At 35.6% G+C, this 17,960-nt stretch carries 16 protein-coding genes and 1 pseudogene; 11 read left to right on the top strand and 6 right to left on the bottom strand.

All coding sequences use genetic code 11. The features are described from left to right. Window positions 1-9: 9 nt before the first annotated feature. The 3 genes from VZL98_09345 to VZL98_09335 all read right to left on the bottom strand — a co-directional run bounded on the left by VZL98_09345 (window position 10) and on the right by VZL98_09335 (window position 2,481). On the bottom strand, window positions 10-765 hold the full coding sequence (locus tag VZL98_09345) for a hypothetical protein (protein ID WVH62895.1): 756 nt from the start codon (window positions 763-765) through the stop codon (window positions 10-12). Continuing rightward, the gene (locus VZL98_09340; GenBank protein WVH62894.1) at window positions 762-1,667 is read right to left on the bottom strand and encodes an ABC transporter ATP-binding protein; all 906 of its coding nucleotides are present in this window, start codon (window positions 1,665-1,667) and stop codon (window positions 762-764) included. Before VZL98_09340 ends, VZL98_09345 begins: the two co-directional genes overlap by 4 nt. A gap of 133 nt (window positions 1,668-1,800) precedes the next feature. Next, window positions 1,801-2,481 (bottom strand): response regulator transcription factor, encoded by a 681-nt coding sequence (locus tag VZL98_09335; protein WVH62893.1) that lies wholly within the window; start codon window positions 2,479-2,481, stop codon window positions 1,801-1,803. Window positions 2,482-2,631: 150 nt separating this feature from the next. Here VZL98_09335 and deoD point away from each other — a divergent pair, with 150 nt between their 5' ends. Then, window positions 2,632-3,330, top strand: a complete 699-nt coding sequence (gene deoD / locus VZL98_09330) for a purine-nucleoside phosphorylase (GenBank protein ID WVH62892.1) — start codon at window positions 2,632-2,634, stop codon at window positions 3,328-3,330. A gap of 30 nt (window positions 3,331-3,360) precedes the next feature. Further along, window positions 3,361-4,572 (top strand): BMP family ABC transporter substrate-binding protein, encoded by a 1,212-nt coding sequence (locus VZL98_09325; GenBank protein WVH62891.1) that lies wholly within the window; start codon window positions 3,361-3,363, stop codon window positions 4,570-4,572. A gap of 45 nt (window positions 4,573-4,617) precedes the next feature. Here the strand turns inward: VZL98_09325 and VZL98_09320 are convergent, their stop codons facing one another. Further along, window positions 4,618-6,069 (bottom strand): nicotinate phosphoribosyltransferase, encoded by a 1,452-nt coding sequence (locus VZL98_09320; GenBank protein WVH62890.1) that lies wholly within the window; start codon window positions 6,067-6,069, stop codon window positions 4,618-4,620. Between the two features lie 147 nt (window positions 6,070-6,216). On the opposite strand from VZL98_09320, the gene VZL98_09315 reads away from it, so the two are divergent. The 4 genes from VZL98_09315 to VZL98_09300 all read left to right on the top strand — a co-directional run bounded on the left by VZL98_09315 (window position 6,217) and on the right by VZL98_09300 (window position 10,375). Then, a complete protein-coding gene (locus VZL98_09315) occupies window positions 6,217-7,695 on the top strand; it encodes an ATP-binding cassette domain-containing protein (GenBank protein ID WVH62889.1) in 1,479 nt (492 codons plus the stop codon). Then, window positions 7,682-8,698, top strand: coding sequence for an ABC transporter permease (locus tag VZL98_09310; GenBank protein ID WVH62888.1), 1,017 nt, complete (start codon window positions 7,682-7,684; stop codon window positions 8,696-8,698). Before VZL98_09315 ends, VZL98_09310 begins: the two co-directional genes overlap by 14 nt. Window positions 8,699-8,917: 219 nt before the next feature. After that, the gene (locus VZL98_09305) at window positions 8,918-9,649 is read left to right on the top strand and encodes an AraC family transcriptional regulator (protein ID WVH62887.1); all 732 of its coding nucleotides are present in this window, start codon (window positions 8,918-8,920) and stop codon (window positions 9,647-9,649) included. 204 nt (window positions 9,650-9,853) lie between these two features. After that, the gene (locus tag VZL98_09300) at window positions 9,854-10,375 is read left to right on the top strand and encodes a cyclase family protein (protein ID WVH62886.1); all 522 of its coding nucleotides are present in this window, start codon (window positions 9,854-9,856) and stop codon (window positions 10,373-10,375) included. A 534-nt stretch (window positions 10,376-10,909) separates the two neighbouring features. Here VZL98_09300 and VZL98_09295 read toward each other — a convergent pair. Next, the gene (locus VZL98_09295; GenBank protein ID WVH62885.1) at window positions 10,910-11,563 is read right to left on the bottom strand and encodes a vWA domain-containing protein; all 654 of its coding nucleotides are present in this window, start codon (window positions 11,561-11,563) and stop codon (window positions 10,910-10,912) included. 77 nt (window positions 11,564-11,640) lie between these two features. Beyond that, on the bottom strand, window positions 11,641-12,651 hold the full coding sequence (locus VZL98_09290; GenBank protein WVH62884.1) for a macro domain-containing protein: 1,011 nt from the start codon (window positions 12,649-12,651) through the stop codon (window positions 11,641-11,643). A gap of 211 nt (window positions 12,652-12,862) precedes the next feature. Here VZL98_09290 and VZL98_09285 point away from each other — a divergent pair, with 211 nt between their 5' ends. The 5 genes and pseudogenes from VZL98_09285 to VZL98_09265 all read left to right on the top strand — a co-directional run bounded on the left by VZL98_09285 (window position 12,863) and on the right by VZL98_09265 (window position 17,677). After that, complete coding sequence (locus tag VZL98_09285) at window positions 12,863-13,069, top strand: hypothetical protein (GenBank protein WVH62883.1); 207 nt, start codon at window positions 12,863-12,865, stop codon at window positions 13,067-13,069. 161 nt (window positions 13,070-13,230) lie between these two features. Further along, a pseudogene (locus VZL98_09280) lies at window positions 13,231-14,160 on the top strand (hypothetical protein). Next, complete coding sequence (locus VZL98_09275) at window positions 14,149-14,925, top strand: M13 family metallopeptidase (GenBank protein WVH64558.1); 777 nt, start codon at window positions 14,149-14,151, stop codon at window positions 14,923-14,925. Before VZL98_09280 ends, VZL98_09275 begins: the two are co-directional and overlap by 12 nt. A gap of 243 nt (window positions 14,926-15,168) precedes the next feature. Then, window positions 15,169-15,522, top strand: coding sequence for a DUF6110 family protein (locus VZL98_09270; GenBank protein WVH62882.1), 354 nt, complete (start codon window positions 15,169-15,171; stop codon window positions 15,520-15,522). A 73-nt stretch (window positions 15,523-15,595) separates the two neighbouring features. Beyond that, a complete protein-coding gene (locus VZL98_09265) occupies window positions 15,596-17,677 on the top strand; it encodes a heavy metal translocating P-type ATPase (GenBank protein ID WVH62881.1) in 2,082 nt (693 codons plus the stop codon). Window positions 17,678-17,960 lie beyond the last annotated feature (283 nt).

The following is a 17,960-nucleotide window of genomic DNA, read 5'->3' as shown; positions in this document are numbered from 1 at the left end:
CTAAATCTATTAAAAATCTCTTTTGACAAATATATTATAACTTATTCCTAAACACAATACAGTAATAACTAATCCAACTAAATAGGATTCTTTGTAAAAACCGACCTTATCAAATGCAATCATTAATATTGTCTTTTCTATAATATATGTTGGCGTGTAGGGCATTATTTTTAGAACGTCCGGGTATATATTGCCAATCATCAATATCAAAAACTTCAGTGGACCACCGAACAATAAGAACACTAGTCCTGTTGCGAATATTTCTTTTACTTTATTGACTATTAGTACATAAGTCAACACAAGGGAGCTTATTATCATAGGAAGTAGATTTAAGTATGAGAAAATGAATCTTGATAATAATTTCATATCTCCTGACTTAAATAGCAGTTCACTAAATGCTACAATTATACCCATGAAAACTGCTTCTGTAACTAGAATATAAAAGAGAATTATGATTAGCTTTGTAATATATATTTCTCTCCTACTAACTCCGTTTTGTAGAGCGAGGGGAATTGTATTCAGGTCTTTTGAATTTAATACAGATGCATAAATGATATTCACAAATATTATCATTGTAACCATTCCGAGAGTTATTCTAAAATACACATCTGCAGGAGTAGGAGAGGCGTTTTCCGGTGCCTGACCTGAAGATATATAGACGGCAGTTGTTCCGGCTATTATCAATAACAGTAATACTAAATTTGTTATATGAAAAGTCTTGGATTTTAAAAATCTATTATTTTCTGCATTTAAGTAGTTTATCATTTTTTGCCTCCTACTGTATTTAGAAAGTGTTCTTCCAGAGTCTCATGTACATTTTTGATTTCGTAAATACCAATATTTGCATTTATAAGAACCTTACTGACCTGCTTAATTTCTATCTTGTCAGTTATAGAGATGGTATTGTTTGGCATTACCGAATAATTTATATTATCAAAATGTGATTCTAAGATCTGAGAAGCTTTTGCTGCATCATCAACTGTAACCAGGATTTTCCCGGTGTTCAAATTATCAAATTCTTCCCTGCTGATATCTCCAACCAACTTACCTTCATCGATGAAGACGAATCTGGTTGCAAAACTTTGAAGTTCCGAAAGAATATGGCTTGAAACTAAGATTGTTATGTTCTCGTTTCTATTTAAATCTACGAGAAGTCTCCTCATATCATTTATTCCTTCAGGATCAAGTCCATTTGTAGGTTCGTCAAGTACGAGGACATCCGGATGAGACATAAGCGCTAGGGCCAAACCGAGTCTTTGTTTCATTCCTGTGGAATACTCTTTAAATTTCTTTTTAGAGTTTTTTTCCATATCTACAATTCTTAGAACTTCTGAAATTATTCTCTTATCTGTTATACCTTTTAGTCTTCTGAAATAGTCCAGATTTTGATACGCATTATAATTTTCAAAGAAATTATTTTCCAAGACAAAACCTATTCTCTTTCTCTGCCTTAAAACCTCCGAACCTGTATCTCCAAATAATGAGAAGCTTCCGCTACTCGGAAATATTATTCCGGCTATTGTTTTCATTAGAGTAGTTTTTCCGGCACCATTATTTCCAATCAGTGCACATATATCTCCTTCATATAAACTGAAATTTATGCCACTTAATGCTGCTTTTGATTTATAGACTCTTGTAAGGTTATCCGTTTTTATTATTGTATTCATATTTCGATCCTCCTTATGGCTTTATTATAAAATAAGCGGTTTTAATATACTTTAAAGAAAGTTTAAAGAAATCATAAAGATTAAAGTATAAAAAAAGCCGGCAATCAAAATCTATGACTGTCAGCTCGGTACTTTATTCCAGTTTAAAGCCAATTCCCCAAATGGTTTTGATGTATTCTGTTGAGGTAATCTTGGAGAATTTCTTTCTAATATTTGAAATATGAACACTTATAGTATTGTCATCACCTAAATACGGTCCATTCCAAATACCTGTGTAAATTTCAGATTTTGAAAATGCATGACCAGGTCTTTGTACCATTAAGAGCAGGATGTCATATTCGGAATTCGTAAGTTCGACAACCACACCATCAAGACTCACCTTTCGCTTATTATTATCTATGCTTATCTCCTTATATTTTATTAGATCCATATCATCATGCCTAAAATTAACCTCTCTTCTTAGTTGAACCTCAATGCGGGCCTCTACTTCTGCTCTTTCAATAGGCTTGGTCATGTAGTCGTCTGCACCTATCTTAAGTAGTTTTACCTTATCTTCAATTCCTGACTTTGCTGAGATAATAATAACGGGGATAGACGACTTTTTTCTGATTTCACTAAGCACTTCTATACCGTCCATGCCCGGCAGCATTAAATCTAAAAGAACTAAGTTGAAATCATGATTTTCCAGCTGCAACAAGCCTTCTGTACCTGAGTAGGCTGAAACAAAATCATGTCCCATCTCAGAGATTATTATAGATAATAATTTATTTATTTCAGAATCGTCCTCTACGATAAGTATTCTCTTGGTTTCCATATTTTATTCCTTTCATAATTTACATATTATATCAATATTAAAGCTATAAAAAGATTTAATAAATCAGTTCATGAATCTATGATATACTAGAAGTGAACAATATTACAAGTTGTTTATGGTTATTTAATTATTAAAAATAGGAGGGTTAATATGACTACACCACATAATAGTGCAAAAAAGGGAGATATAGCTGAAAAAATACTATTGCCGGGAGATCCACTTAGAGCAAAGTATATAGCTGAGAATTTTCTCGACGATGTAAAACAGTTTAACACTGTAAGAAATATGTTTGGATTTACAGGAAAATACAAGGGAAAAGAAGTTTCTGTAATGGGAACAGGAATGGGAGTTCCTTCTATAGGTATCTATTCCTATGAATTAATTCACGAATATGGTGTAAAAAATCTGATAAGAGTCGGTTCCTGTGGTGCTTATTTACCTGAACTTGAATTATATGATTTGGTTATAGCACAAGCTGCATGTACAAACTCCAGTTATGCTTCTCAATACGGATTGAATGGAACTTATTCAGCAATCTCATCTTGGGAACTGCTTTATAAAGCTGTAAAAATAGCTGAGGAGAAGAACTTGAGACATTTTGTAGGAAATATCATGACATCGGATATATTCTATGATGATAATCCGGAAAGTTGGAAAAAATGGGCAGGAATGGGCGTGCTTGCAGTAGAGATGGAGTCTTATGCACTGTTCTGTAATGCTGCAAAGGCAGGGGTAAATGCACTTACAATACTTACAGTTTCAGATTCACTAGTACACCAAACTCTTACAACAGCAGAAGAAAGAGAAAAAAGTTTTACTAATATGATGGAGGTAGCGCTAGAGATTTAGGTCTTTTGATCTAAATCTCTAGAATTGATTATGAAGAAGATTAAATACTTTTTAGGAATTATACTATGTTTAGTACTTATATTCACTGCATGTGAACAAAAAACGAAAAATGTAACAGAAACAAAAGAAGATACTCCAAAAGTCGAAGAGAAAAAGACAATCTCTGAAGAAAGTGCATTGGAAACCAAGGAACCGGAAAAGGAAAAAGACATCATTGTCAGTAGGGGAAAAGTCAGAGTTGCTCATTTGGTTAACGGTTTTCTAGGTGATAAATCTTTTCACGATTCTGCTGAGAGAGGACTGTCGAATCTAAAGGCTCAGCTTAAAGATGATTTTGAGTATAAATCAGTTGAGATGACTGATGATACTACAAAACATTTACCGACACTATACGAGTATGCCGAATCAGGAGATTGGGATATTATAATAGTTGGTACTTGGCAAATGGTTGAACCACTAATGGAAGTAGCTGAAGCTCATCCTAAACAAAAGTTCATCATATATGATGATGCACTTGATTATACTGAAGGAAAATATGGAAATGTTTATTCGGTAAAGTTTAAACAAAATGAAGGTTCTTATTTGGCAGGCTATTTAGCGGCAAAACTCAGCAAAGTAGAAGGTGACCCGAAAATTGATCCAAGCGAATCCAAAATCGGATTCTTAGGTGGCATGTCAAACCCGGTTATAAACGACTTTTTAGTTGGATACATTCAGGGAGCTGTAGCTGCCGATACAAATGTAAAAGTTGTGGTTTCTTACATTAATGACTTCTTTGATGCTCCGAAGGGTAAATCACTTGCTCTTGTTCAATACCAAAATGACGGAGTCGACGTTGGTTTCAATGTAGCATCTCTTGCAGGACTAGGTCAGCTGGATGCAGCTCTTGAAGCAAATAAATATGCCATAGGAGTTGACTCAGACCAAGCTGAACTCGTTGGAGAACCAAGATCAGCTCATATCCCGACTTCAATGCTTAAAAATGTAGATAAGGCAATTGAAAGAGCCATCAAGCTGTATAAAAACGGTGAGCTTAAATTTGGCGAGGAAGAAGTGCTGGGAATAAAAGAAGGTGCAGTTGGGCTTATAAAGAACGACAATTATAAAAAGATGATCCCTGAAAATATACAAATGGAAATAGAGGAAACCGAAAAGAGATTGATTGCCGGCGAACTTGAAGTTCAATCAGCTTTTGGTAAGTCAAACGAAGATATAGAAAGAATAATAGAGAGCGTAAAATAAAAACGAACCTCGAAAGCCTTAGTGCTTCCGAGGTTTCTTTTTGTTCTAAATTTTATCATTACTGGCAAGCATTGTATCTCTGATAGTCCAAAGGTCCAGGCTTAGGTCAGTAATATAAGTGTGAGGATATTCAAATCTCTTAACCTCATCCCATAATGATTCTACTTCCTTATGACAAAACTCCTTTATCTCATCCAAGCTTGGCATATCATAGATTAAATTACCATTCTCAAAGATTTTAACAAGTAGTTTTTCCGAGTAGAAATTAGTCAGTGTCTTTCTCTTCCAAGTGTGAATCGGATGGAATATTTCAAGCGGTTTTGTATCGTCGATTACTTCATCATGTAAAGTTAAAAGATCTGCCTCAGCTTTATTAGTCGATCTGTCATATAGTCTGTAAAGATTCTTGAATCCAGGATTTGTAATCTTTTCTATATTTTCGCTGATTTTTATCTTAGGTATTATTTTTCCTTCTTCTTCTATGGCTACGATCTTGTATACTCCACCAAATACCGGTGTTGTCATAGAGGTAATAAGTCTTTCGCCAACGCCAAATGAATCCAGTTTAGATCCCTGAAGCAGCATATCTCTAATCTTATATTCGTCAAGTGAGCTGGATGCTACGATTGGACAGTCCTCATAGCCCGCTTCATCAAGCATAATTCTGGCATTTTTAGAAAGGTATGCAATATCTCCACTATCAAGTCTTATTCCCTTAGGTCTGATGCCCAGCGGTTTTAATACTTCGTCAAATGTCTTGATAGCATTAGGTACTCCGGATTTTAAAGTATTATAAGTATCTACGAGAAGTACACAATTGGTAGGGAATACTCTGGCATAGGCTTTGAATGCGTCTAATTCAGTTGGGAATAATTGCACCCAAGAATGCGCCATGGTACCAAGTGCCGGAACATTAAAATCCCTATCTGCAATGGTATTTGCAGTACCAACCACACCTCCAATATATGCAGCTCTTGCACCATATGTTGCCGCATCCGCACCTTGAGCTCTCCTGGATCCGAATTCCATAACAGCTCTTCCTTGGGAGGCTCTAACTATTCTGTTGGCCTTCGTAGCTATCAAACTTTGGTGATTTATAGTCAGTAGAAGCATGGTTTCAAGCATCTGTGCCTGAATTACAGGTCCTCTAACGATTACAAGAGGCTCTCTCGGGAAAACAACTCTTCCTTCGGGGACAGCCCAGATATCACATGTAAATTTAAAATTTCTTAAATAATCCAAAAACTTTTCTGAAAAAATATTTTTAGATTTAAAGTATTCAATATCTTCTTCTGTAAACTCTAAATTTTGGATATACTCAATAACCTGCTCAAGTCCAGCTGCTATAGCAAAACCTCCGTTATCAGGTACATTTCTAAAAAAAAGTTCGAAATATGCAACTATATCATGCATATCGTTTTCAAGGTAACCATTTGCCATCGTAAATTCATAAAAATCGGCAAGCATGGTCAGGTTTCTTTGGTCTTTCCAGTTCATATATATTCTCCTTCTCTAAAATACTTAAATACTATCTATTTATTATACCATAAACTCTAGATACTGCCATTTATAAATAACTAAAATCTATGTAGACATGATATTCCGCATATGATAACATTTAAGCAGTTATAAAGGAGAGAGAATATGGATGCCAAGCCAATTATCAAAATTAAAAAACTGAATAAAACCTATGCCAATGGAGTAAGAGCAAATATAGATATAGACCTTAATCTATACCCGGGTGAGATACATGCACTGATTGGGGAAAACGGTGCAGGTAAAACTACTATTATGAAAATCCTGTCCGGTCTACTTGATTATGATTCGGGAAGCATAGAAATGGTAAATGAAGGTGAGGCAAAAGCATCAAACCATGTAGGATATTCTCCGCAAGAACCCCATCTCATTGATGAACTGAAAGTATTTGAAAATATTGCTCTTGGCTTCGAATTTTCGTCTATCTTCTCATTTTTTGATAGGAATAAAACTAAATCGGAAATTTCAAAGATATCTGAAATGTACAAAATACATATGAATCTCGATACAGAGTCTTCAAAACTCAATATGTCGGAGAAACAAAAGGCAATTATACTAAAACTTCTATATCAAAATAATGATATCCTTATCTTTGACGAACCTACGACCATACTCAATATAGAAGAGAAAGATGAATTCTTTAAGATTTTAAAAAGGCTGAAAGAATCGGGGAAAAGCATAGTAATCATATCTCATGATTTAGAAGAAATGGTTGAAATCTCGGACAGAATTACCATAATGAGTAAAGGGAAAGTCATAGGGAGTTTTTATCATGATAAGCCAGAATTAAAAGAAATAGAGAGAATGATTTCCGGTGATTACTTGGATTTTGTAAAATCCGAAAAGGATAAAGAGATTACACGAACAAGATTTGAAATCTGCGACGGCGAATTAATAGAAATCGATGGGATAAACTGTCTTGAAATTGGAAGAGGAGAAATATTTGGGATTGCAGAAATTGAAAATGCAGTCAGCGAGAAATTGATTGGAAGGATTATGGGCTTTGAAAGAAACAAGGGTCAAATAATCCTTGATGGTGAAAACATTAGTAACTACTCCACTATAAAAAGAAGAAATGCTGGTATCTCGTATATACCCAGAGACAGGATAAATGAGGGAGCTGCTTTAACATTAAGTATTTCAGAAAATCTTATAAATCCGGAAATGACATCGGAGAGTATTTTGAATAAGGTCAAGCTAGAGCAAAATGCAGCTAAATGTATTAAAAAATATAGGATAGAATGTAAGGACAAAAATGCCACTGCAGGAAGTTTGTCCGGTGGGAATCTCCAGAAACTCATTATGGCTAGAGAGTTTTCAGTAAACCCAAAACTGATTATAGCTCACGAACCTGAGAGAGGACTGGATATTGCATCTGTTTATAATTTAAAGAATTTGCTAAAGGAAAAAGCTGAAAGCGGATCGGCAACTATTCTAATAAGTTCCGAGATGGATACTTTAGTAGAGATTTGCGACAGGATTGGGATAGTGATTGACGGAATGATAAGAGAGGTTAAAAAAACAAGGGATACTACTGCATCTGAAATTGCAGTAAAACTAATTGGAGGTAAAAGTGGAAAGGCTTAAAAGAAGAGGAATAACAATTATAGCAGTTACCTTTACTCTCCTACTATTAGCTATGATAATGATGACCGGGGAGTCTATTACAGCATTAAAATACTTATTTATAGGACCGGTGAGTAGTATCAGAAGTATTACAGAAGTACTCATTCTAACTGTACCACTGATGGTAGCAGGTCTTGGATTTACCATGATGCTCTATTCCGGAAAGATTAATCTGTCGGGTGAAGGTTCCTTTATATTGGGAGGATTAACTGCGTCCATAATAGCAACTCAGTTTATAGTGTCTTCTGCATTACATCCCGTTCTTGTAATTACAATGGCAGCAGTCGCCGGAGGAATTGTAAGTCTTATATGTGCGCTTGTTGATGAATACTTAAAAACCGATATTATCATAGCTTCTCTAATGATTAATTATATAGTATTTTATTTCTCCAACTATTACTTAACCAATCATATGAGGGATCCGAATGCCGGGATGATAGTCTCCAAAGAAATACCCAAAACAGCTAAATTGCCTTTTATATTTAGAAATATTGATTTGGGGATTTTAGTAGCAATAGCACTTGCAATCCTTATATACTTTGTACTATACAAAACAAAATTCGGTTTAAAGCTTAAAATTACGGGAGATAATCTAAAATACGCCGGGAATCTCGGCATAAATGCACCCTTAATCTCCATCTTCTCTCAATTTATTGGAGGTTCACTATCCGGTATGGCCGGAGGATTATACCTTCTCAGTGCATTTAAGAGGTTTAACTGGCTCGGAATGCCGGGTTTTGGTTGGGATGCAGTTCTCATTGCACTGATGGCAAAACAAAATCCCATAAAGGTTATCTTTTCATCACTTTTAATTGCCTATATTAGAACGGGCATGAATATTATGTCCAGACAAACAGGTATAAGTCCGGATTTAACGATGATAATACAGGGAGTTTTGATTATTATAATCCTAATGCCTAAAGTAAGAGAAGTACAGAGCAAGGCAACTAAGACCGGTGCATAAATTTATCCGGGTATTTTACTAGAATTTTATAAAACTTAAATATACCCTCACCATATTAGACATAACTAACCGGTGGGGGTATAATATTATTACAGTGATTTTTAAATACAATACACAATCGAGAAAAAGTATATAAAAGATAAAATACATAGGAATTTAAAGAACTGGTGTGAGGTTATTATATTAAGTAAATTAAAAGAACTATATGATTTGGGAGATATGAGATTAAATCATGTTTCGGTATTTGAGCATCATAGAGACAGTGTCGAATATCCTGCCGTGTACAATGCCATAGTAATGCCTTTGAATAAGGGATGTATTACTATGGACGGAATTGAGTATCCCTGTGATGGAAATAGTTTCTTTAATATAAAAGCCGGTACCAAGATATCTTTTAAGTGTACCGAGGATGGAGTATTTAAGCATATTAATCTTTTCTATTATTCGGATGTGGAAGTGGATTCGTTTAGGGTAATATTGGGAGGTTCCAAGAAACTCCACGAGATACTGTTTTCCATATATGAAATTCAGAAGACCGAATATCCGGATAAGATACAAATCCATCTTTTATTTCAAGACTTCTTCAGGACATTATTTGGAAAGCCTGAAAGAGCTAATGAAGACCTGGATATCTTGTTTAATGCTATTGATTTTATGAACGACAATCCAAATCTGAAAATAGACCTGAGTATATTGGCAGAGCATTGCAAGACATGTACAAATCGAATTTCCTATATATTTTATAAATACACGAAAAAAAGACCTATAGATTATTTTATTGATATTAAAATGGACATCGCATGTGTATTATTAGCCGAGGACAGGTATAAAATCTCGGAAATAAGTTTACTTTTAGGGTATAATGATCCTTACTACTTCAGTAGGATATTTAAAAAAAGAATAGGCTTAGCACCATCTCAGTACAGAAAGTACATTAGAGATAAAAGGTAAGAAAGTTGAAGTTATAAAAGACAGTAACTTGGAAAAAGCTGGCAGACTATAGAAGAATTCTGGTCTAATTGGGCGTAGTCTACGATTTTGAACTGAACTAAGTTTTCAGTTCTTTTTCTTTGCAAAAAAGTAGATATAAGAAAAATTGGGTAAAATGATATTAGTAAGAACGGTAATTTTACTAAAGAGAAGGGTGTGAGAGTGATGAGGATAATTGATTTAAGTCGTACAATAGAAGAAGGAATGCATGTTTACCCGGGAGATCCGGAAGTGAAAATAGAAAAAGTTCAAACTATGAGCTCTCATACTTGGGAGCTTAGCTATATTCAGATGGGCTCTCATACGGGAACTCATGTAGATGCCTTTTCGCATATGCATATTGGCATGGAGTCGATTGATGAAATACCCATAGAGAGATTTATGGGAAAAGCTCAGTTGGTAGCCAGAAAAGACGATTGGGAACCGGGAATCGGATTACTTTTTCAAGAAATGATTGGGATTGAAGACCTCGAGAGGATTCTTAAATCCAAGCCGAGATTTGTCGGCGGAGACTTAGACGAAGAACTGGAAAGGGAGTTATTGAAGCATGGAATAATAACTTATACAGATTTGGTGAACCTGGACAAAATTCCTAAATCAAAGACTTTTATGTTCATAGGTCTACCGTTAAAAATAAAGTCCGGCGACGGCTCTCCGGTAAGAGCCATTGCAATAATTGAGGAATAGAGGGTGCTTAGATAAAAGCACATTTAAGATTATGATGACAAAACAGATTAAAATATAAAGGTAGAATTCTTCGAAGGCCTCTAAAAAGCTCACAAACGTGGAAGTGGGGCAATCACATAGCCTCCATCTGACGAGGGAGGTGGGTCGCTAAAGCGACTCGGAGGGAGAGATTTACACAAAGCGAAATCTTCACGTCGTTACATTCAGTATACCAAGTGAAAAGATTTCAAAATATAAAAGTTGAATTTTTCAAATTCTTCATTGCTAGTCTCTCCCTCAGTCAACCGAGTTGACAGCTCCCTTTCCAACCTAATCAATTGAGATGCTTCTCGAAATTATGATAGGTTTCATGCAAAGAATTCCCAAGAACGAAGTGATTGTCTAGAATTCGACTGCCAAAAGATGGAGCCATAAAAAACAAAAGATGACATCTTCACGTCGCTACTTCCTCTCACACCACATTTTTTATAGGTAGGTCAAAAACAAAACATTAAAAAAAGCTTTGAAATCTGAAGATTTCAAAGCTCCTTCATTCTATCTTCTTTTTTTCTCATCATCTCTAATCTTATTCAAATGATTGTCAGATATATTATCGAATTTTCTGTATTCATAAATCATCGACTCGAGTATATTAAAGTTAAGCTCCGTTCCTTTACTGTCTGCAATGTAATTAGCTGAACGCTCTGTATCAATTCCTATATCTTTTGCAACGCTAGGTGCATCGATATTTGCTCCAAGAAAGATGAATTCCCATCCAAACTCAGATTTTCTATGCTCTATTAGGGATTTAACAGCGGCCTGGCTGTACTCTCTACTTGAGTTTTCGTGACCATCAGTGATTATGACAAAAAGTACTTTGCGATTATGTTTCTTTTTATTAGGCAAATCACGGTAAAGAGGCATTCTTTGTATGGTCATCGCGACTGCGTCGTATAATGCTGTCATGCCGCCTACATAGTATTCTCTCTCAGTAATATGAGGGATATCTTCAATTCTGATACCTTCATGAAGCACTTCAAACTCATGATTGAAAAGGATAGTAGTCACATAACATTCATCATTTAGCTTTTTCTGTTTGTCCAACATGGAGTTAAAGCCTCCAATTGTATCTCTTTCCAGTCCGTCCATAGATCCGCTATTGTCCAATATAAATACTAATTCCGTTATAGTTTTTTTGTTTGCTTTCATCTTTTTGTCCTCCTTGTTTTATTTAATTAGATAATAACATGGAAGATGTGTAAGATGGTCGCTTTCAAAGCGACAAATTAACTACCTAGTAGCGGTTGCTCGTATTTAAAGAGTACCTCGTTGATATCGAAGATATCGTATTTTTCGTTTATAATGAAGTATTCGATTATAACATCGAAAATACAGCTCGGAGAAAGTGCAAATCCTGCAAGTTCAAGCAGTTTGTTAGTCTCTTTGAGATTTAGTTTAAGAGCGATGGATAATGCTATGGCAGTACGTTTACTTGGAGAGTAGTTTTCATCAGATCTTATTTTGGAAAACAGTCTTCTATCAATATTAGCTCTTTTATAGACCTCAACATCTGTCATGGATTTTGAGTCAATTAATTTTAATAATGTTGTGGAAAAACTATCATCCAACTGAGATAGCACTTCATCTAAGTCTTTAGACTCTGATTTTCTTGTGGGTTCTGTATCCGTTTCAATGCTTTGAACAGTATATGATTCAAGGTATTTTTCATATTCAAATCTCGTAATTTCTTCAGATACCGGCATTATATTTAGCCTATTATCGATATACTCCGATACTTCTTCCTCAAGACTTTTACTTATTTCAAATGTATCTCTATCGTGAATTACTAGGTAGACATCCAAGTCGTATTCATCCAGAAAACTCTTAATCGAATCAGTGGCAACTTCTAAAGCCTCAGCCTTAGGGTATCCATAAATTCCACTTGAAATCAGAGGAAAGGCAATACTTTCATAACCTTCAACTTTTGCGATTTCTAATGAATTCAGATATGCATCACTCAGGTGTTTTTTAGACTCACTTCTTTGATATTCATCATATATAGGTCCGGCAGTATGAATTACGTTTTTTGCAGGCAGATTAAAACCCGGAGTACGAACTGCTTCGCCAGTCTTTATAGGGGATAGTGCATCGCAAGCAGCTTGCATTTGACTGGGTCCTGCAGCTCTGAAAATAGCACCGCAAACACCTCCGCCCATGCTAAGTTCTCTATTCGCAGCATTCACAATGGCATCGACTTCAAGTTTTGTAATGTCGTCATGTACTATTAATAATGGCATATTAACCTCCATATCTGGTTCTTATATTAAGTATAGGTTAAAAAAATAATCATTGCAAGGATATGGGATTTGCATCCGATACAGATAATTTTTAGAAGTTAAATAAGTAATACTTTCTTCATAAATTGTACATATTTCCAGTTTATAATTCCTTTAGAAAGAAGATAAATTTTCTAATTTGAGTATTGAAATATGATTAAAGGAGAATGATATGAATAAAAAAATTATAGCGATTATGCTGGTTGGGATTATCTCAGTTACGGCATTATTATCAGCTTGTGGTAAAAATGTAGAAAAGACCAAAACAGATGTAAAACCTAAGAGTGAAACCACAGAAAATGTAGTTAAAGAAGATACTTCCAAGGAAGTGGGAGATGAAAAAGGGACTGACTCTAAGAATGAAACTGTTAGACCGTAAGATAATTTTTATGAATATGTTAAAAATGAAAAGTTAAAGGATAAAGTACAGGAAGAGGATTCTCAAGGATGGGATCATTTTGCAGATATGGAAAGCAAAATTGAAGAGGACCTTATGAAAACTTCTGACGATTTAAAAATAAGAGGGAAGAGTACAAGGAAGGCACTGTAGAAAGAGCTATTGCCGAGTTATACAAAGGTGCATTGGACTCTCAAACTAGAGAAAAAGTTGGACTTGGTACTCTTGCCACATATATAGATGAATTAAAGGCAGCTAATTCTGTCGATGCATATCTTTCAGCTATTGCGAAGATTCAAAAGGAGCTGGGCAGTAAGAGTTTAATTTCACTAAATCCTGAACCAAATGTTAAAGATACAAATGTACATGCATTAGTGATGGAAGACCCACATCTTATCGCAAAAAAAGAGCATATGCAAGATGATGAAACAATAGATAAAATGAAAGAATATATAGAGAAATTACTAAGCATCAATGGTATGGACTCAAATAAAGCCAAAGAATGGAGCTCTAAGATTGTAGATTTAAAGAAGGAACTTGCAGAAAATTCACTGTCTAAGAATGAATTATATGATACTGAAAAGGTAATTAACTATTTAACATCTGCACAGATTACTGAGAAGATGCCAAATCTTAATGTAAATTCTTATCTAGAGAATAGTGGACGAGCAGGATACGAGAATATCATAGTTACAAATCCGAAAATGCTACCGATTTTAAATAAATATATTACAGAAGAAAACCTGGAACTTTTAAAGAACTACTCTCTAGTCATGTTGCTAAATGACTATGCACCATATTTAAATAATGAATATGTAAGCGCTAATGCAGAGTATAATCAGCTTCCATCCGAAGGGGAAGACCTTGCATGGGATGCCGTTAAGAAAGCGGCTGAGAAAGAAATAGGAGATTTATATGCAAAACGAAGTTTTTCTCCTGAAAAGAAAGCAGCAGTAGAAAAAATAGTTAAAGATATCGTAGAAGCATACAAAAAGAGAATTGAGAATTTGACATGGATGAGTGCAGAAGGTAAGAAAGGTGCAATTAAAAAACTTGAAACAATGCAGTTAAAGATTGCATATCCAGATAAATACAAGACCTGGGTTAATGAAGGTGTAATAAAAACAAGTGGCAAGGGAAGTAGTTTTATAGACAAAATTGTAGCTATAAATAAATGGAGTGCAAAATTAGAAACTGAGAAAGTAAATACTCCTGTGGATCGTAGTGCATGGGGTATTTCACCACAGACTATAAATGGATATTATGATCATCTTACAAATGATATCGTGATTCCGGCAGCAATGCTTCAAGCACCATTCTATGATGAAAATCAAAGTTATGCTAAAAACCTCGGTGGCATAGGTGCTGTAATCGGTCATGAGATTACGCATGCTTTTGATGACAATGGTTCAAAATACGATGAAAAAGGTAATCTTAGACAGTGGTGGTCGGATAGTGACCATAATGAATTCAATAAACTCTCTAATAAGTTCATCGAATATTACGGGAATTTTGAAGCTATACCAGGTCACAAGGTAGATGGCGAGCTCACTCTTGGAGAAAATATAGCAGATCTTGGTGGAATTTCCGTAGTTTCGTCGATACTGTCAGATGATGTAAATGCATTGAAGGAGATGTATACCAATTATGCGTATTCATTTGCAAGTATAGTAAGTGATGATGAGATTAAAGATCAGATTCAGCATGATGAACATTCTCCAAACAATGTAAGAATAAATGCAGCCCTTAGTTCATCTGAGGGTTTTTATAAGGCATTTGACGTTAAAGAAGGAGATAAAATGTATGTAGTTCCTGAAAAGAGAATCGCATTATATTAATAAATATTTAAAAAGACAGTTCAAAACGGTGCTTTATGACCGGGGTGAAATGTCTTTTATATTTACCGTATATATCAAGGTTTAACGATGGTTAGTGATAACTAAAATATATCTCCAAAATGGTGACAAAAAGAAAAATATTTGGTAAAATTATAATGATAATGATAATCGATATCATGGGGTAGGGCTGTATAACTTCCGTGAATATAGGGATTATCAAATATATACATACAGGAGGATTTTATGTTAGACCATTTAAAACTAAAAAGAGTTGGAATATTTTTAGGAGGTGTACTTTTCGGTACTGCAGGGATTAAGGTACTATCCGGAAAACGTGCTAAAAAAGTCTATACTAAGGGTATGGCAGCAGCTCTTCGTGCAAAGGACGAGGTAGTGAAAACAGCAACCACTGTTCAAGAGCATACTGAGGATATTATTTATGAAGCAAAACTTATAAATGAAGAAAGAGCTAGAAGAGAAGCGGCTAAAGCTGCTGCAGAGGCTTCTTATGCTCAAGGCAACAGCGAAACTGATAAAAATACAGAACAAGCTGCATATGCTGAGGAAATGAATAAAACTGAAGAGCCAAACGAATAATAGAATTTAAATTGGACCTTGATTTTGCTCAGGTCCTTTTTAAGTAAATCTATGAAAGAAGAGGAGGTCACATATGGAATATACTCTAGAACATATGGCTAAGGGTAGGGTAAGAATTCGTATGAAATCCAGTGCTCTAAGCTTTGATCAAGCTGATTGTATTGAGTACTACCTCAAGAGATTGCCATTTGTAACATCGGTCAAAACCTACCTAAGAACAGGTGGGGTGGCGATAACATATTTGGGAAACATAAATTCACTACTTAAAAAACTGGATGATTTTAGTTATGAGAATGTCACTGTTCCTGAGAGGTTTGGAAAGCATTCTTCAAGAAAATTAAATGAAGAATACAAAGAAAAACTGATTAAGACGATAACCTTAAGGTATTTTATGAAATCTGTTATGCCTCAGGTATTTGGATTTGCATATATAGCCATAAGGTCTTTAAAGTTTATTTATACAGGTCTTAAGTCGCTCGCAAAAGGGAAAGTCGATGTATCAGTGCTCGATGCTACAGCGATTGGAACTTCGTTCTTGCTTGGAGATTTTAAAACTGCCGGCTCAATAATGTTTCTTTTGACTATTGGGGAAATACTTGAAGAATGGACTCATAAGAAGTCAGTTACAGACCTGGCAAATACCATGGCACTAAATACCGGCAAGGTCTGGATTAAGACGAATGGAGAGAGCTCACTTATTGATTCATCACTTATAGAAGTTGAAGACAATGTGGTCGTTAACATGGGAAATATGATACCTTTTGATGGACTGGTCGTAGAGGGTGATGCCATGGTAAACATGGTTTCACTTACGGGAGAGTCAACGCCGGTTCATAAGAAGGTGGATTCCTATGTATATGCCGGAACGGTGGTTGTTGAAGAGGGTGAAATCACCATTTGCGTTAAAGAGTTGTCCGGAACAACACGTTATGACAGGATTGTCAAAATGATTGAAGATTCCGAGAACTTAAAATCAAAAGTTGAAAATAAGGCAGAGGATTTGGCAAATAGACTTGTACCATACACTTTTATTGGAACCGGTTTGGTATGGCTTCTCACTAGAAATATCTCTAAGACCTTGACTGTGCTTTTGGTAGACTTTTCTTGTGCATTAAAACTCGCAATACCAATCAGCGTTCTATCGGCTATAAGAGAAGGTAGACAGCTGGATATCAATATCAAGGGTGGAAAATATCTCGAAGCCATGGCTGAAGCTGATACAATAGTATTTGACAAGACGGGCACGCTCGCTGAAGCAACACCTTCAGTTGTAGATATCGTAAACTTTGGTCCAGGTGATGTAAACGAAAAGTTCAGGATTGCTGCATGTTTGGAGGAACATTTCCCTCATTCCGTTGCAAGAGCTGTTGTAAACGAAGCAAAAGCAAGAGGTTTGGAACACGAGGAGATGCACTCCGATGTAGAGTATATAGTAGCTCATGGCATAGTGTCTTATGTGGATGGACTTAAAGTAATGGTAGGAAGTGAACACTTTATATTCCAGGACGAAGGATGTCATGTAAGGGAAGAATATCTAGAAGTTTATGAAAATCTTCCAAAAGAATACTCGCACCTTTTCTATGCAGTTGAGGATAAACTAGAGGCAGTCTTGCTTATAGAAGATCCTTTACGAAAGTCGGCAGCAAAAGTCGTAAGCGGATTAAAAGAACTTGGAATCAAGAAGACTGTTATGATGACCGGAGATAATGACAGAGTAGCCAGTTCGATTGCTGAAAAGGTGGGAATCGACAAATACTATGCACAGGTACTGCCCGATCAGAAAGCTCATTATGTAGAAGAAGTTAGAAATAATGGCAATACAGTTGCGATGCTTGGAGACGGTATAAATGATGCACCGGCTCTATCGGCAGCTGATGTCGGTATTGCAATGGACCAAGGTGCGGAACTCGCCAGAGAGATATCCGATGTAATGATGATGAAGGATGACTTAAATCTATTAGTCACATTTAGAAAATTAAGTATGGAATCTATGAAAAGAATAGACTCCAACTATAAGTGGATAGTAGGGATAAATGCAGCTCTTATACTGCTCGGCGTAGGCGGATTTATGATGCCGACAACATCAGCTCTCATTCACAATGCATCGACCATCGCCCTGTCTTTAAATAATATGAAAAATGTACTGAAAGCCTAGGGAAAAGGAGCTATTTAGAAATAATACCTGAGATTAAATGGGTACGTTGAAGTACAAACGTGGAAGTGGGGGCACTTCCTCTACTTTTTTTATAGGTTTAGTTTTGAGATCTTTGAGAGCCTCCATTAACAACCTAACCAATTGAGATGCATTTCGAAATTATGGTAGGTTTTATGCAAAGAATTCCCAAGAACAAGGTGATTGGCTAGAATTCGACTGCCAGACGAGGTAGGTGGGTCGCTAAAGCGACTCGGAGGGAGAGAAAACCCAGGAAACCATTACT

The organism is Peptoniphilaceae bacterium AMB_02 (genome assembly GCA_036321625.1).
GTDB classification, from domain to species: Bacteria; Bacillota; Clostridia; order Tissierellales; family Peptoniphilaceae; genus Microaceticoccus; species Microaceticoccus formicicus.
This window is presented reverse-complemented; position numbering and strand designations above follow the sequence as displayed.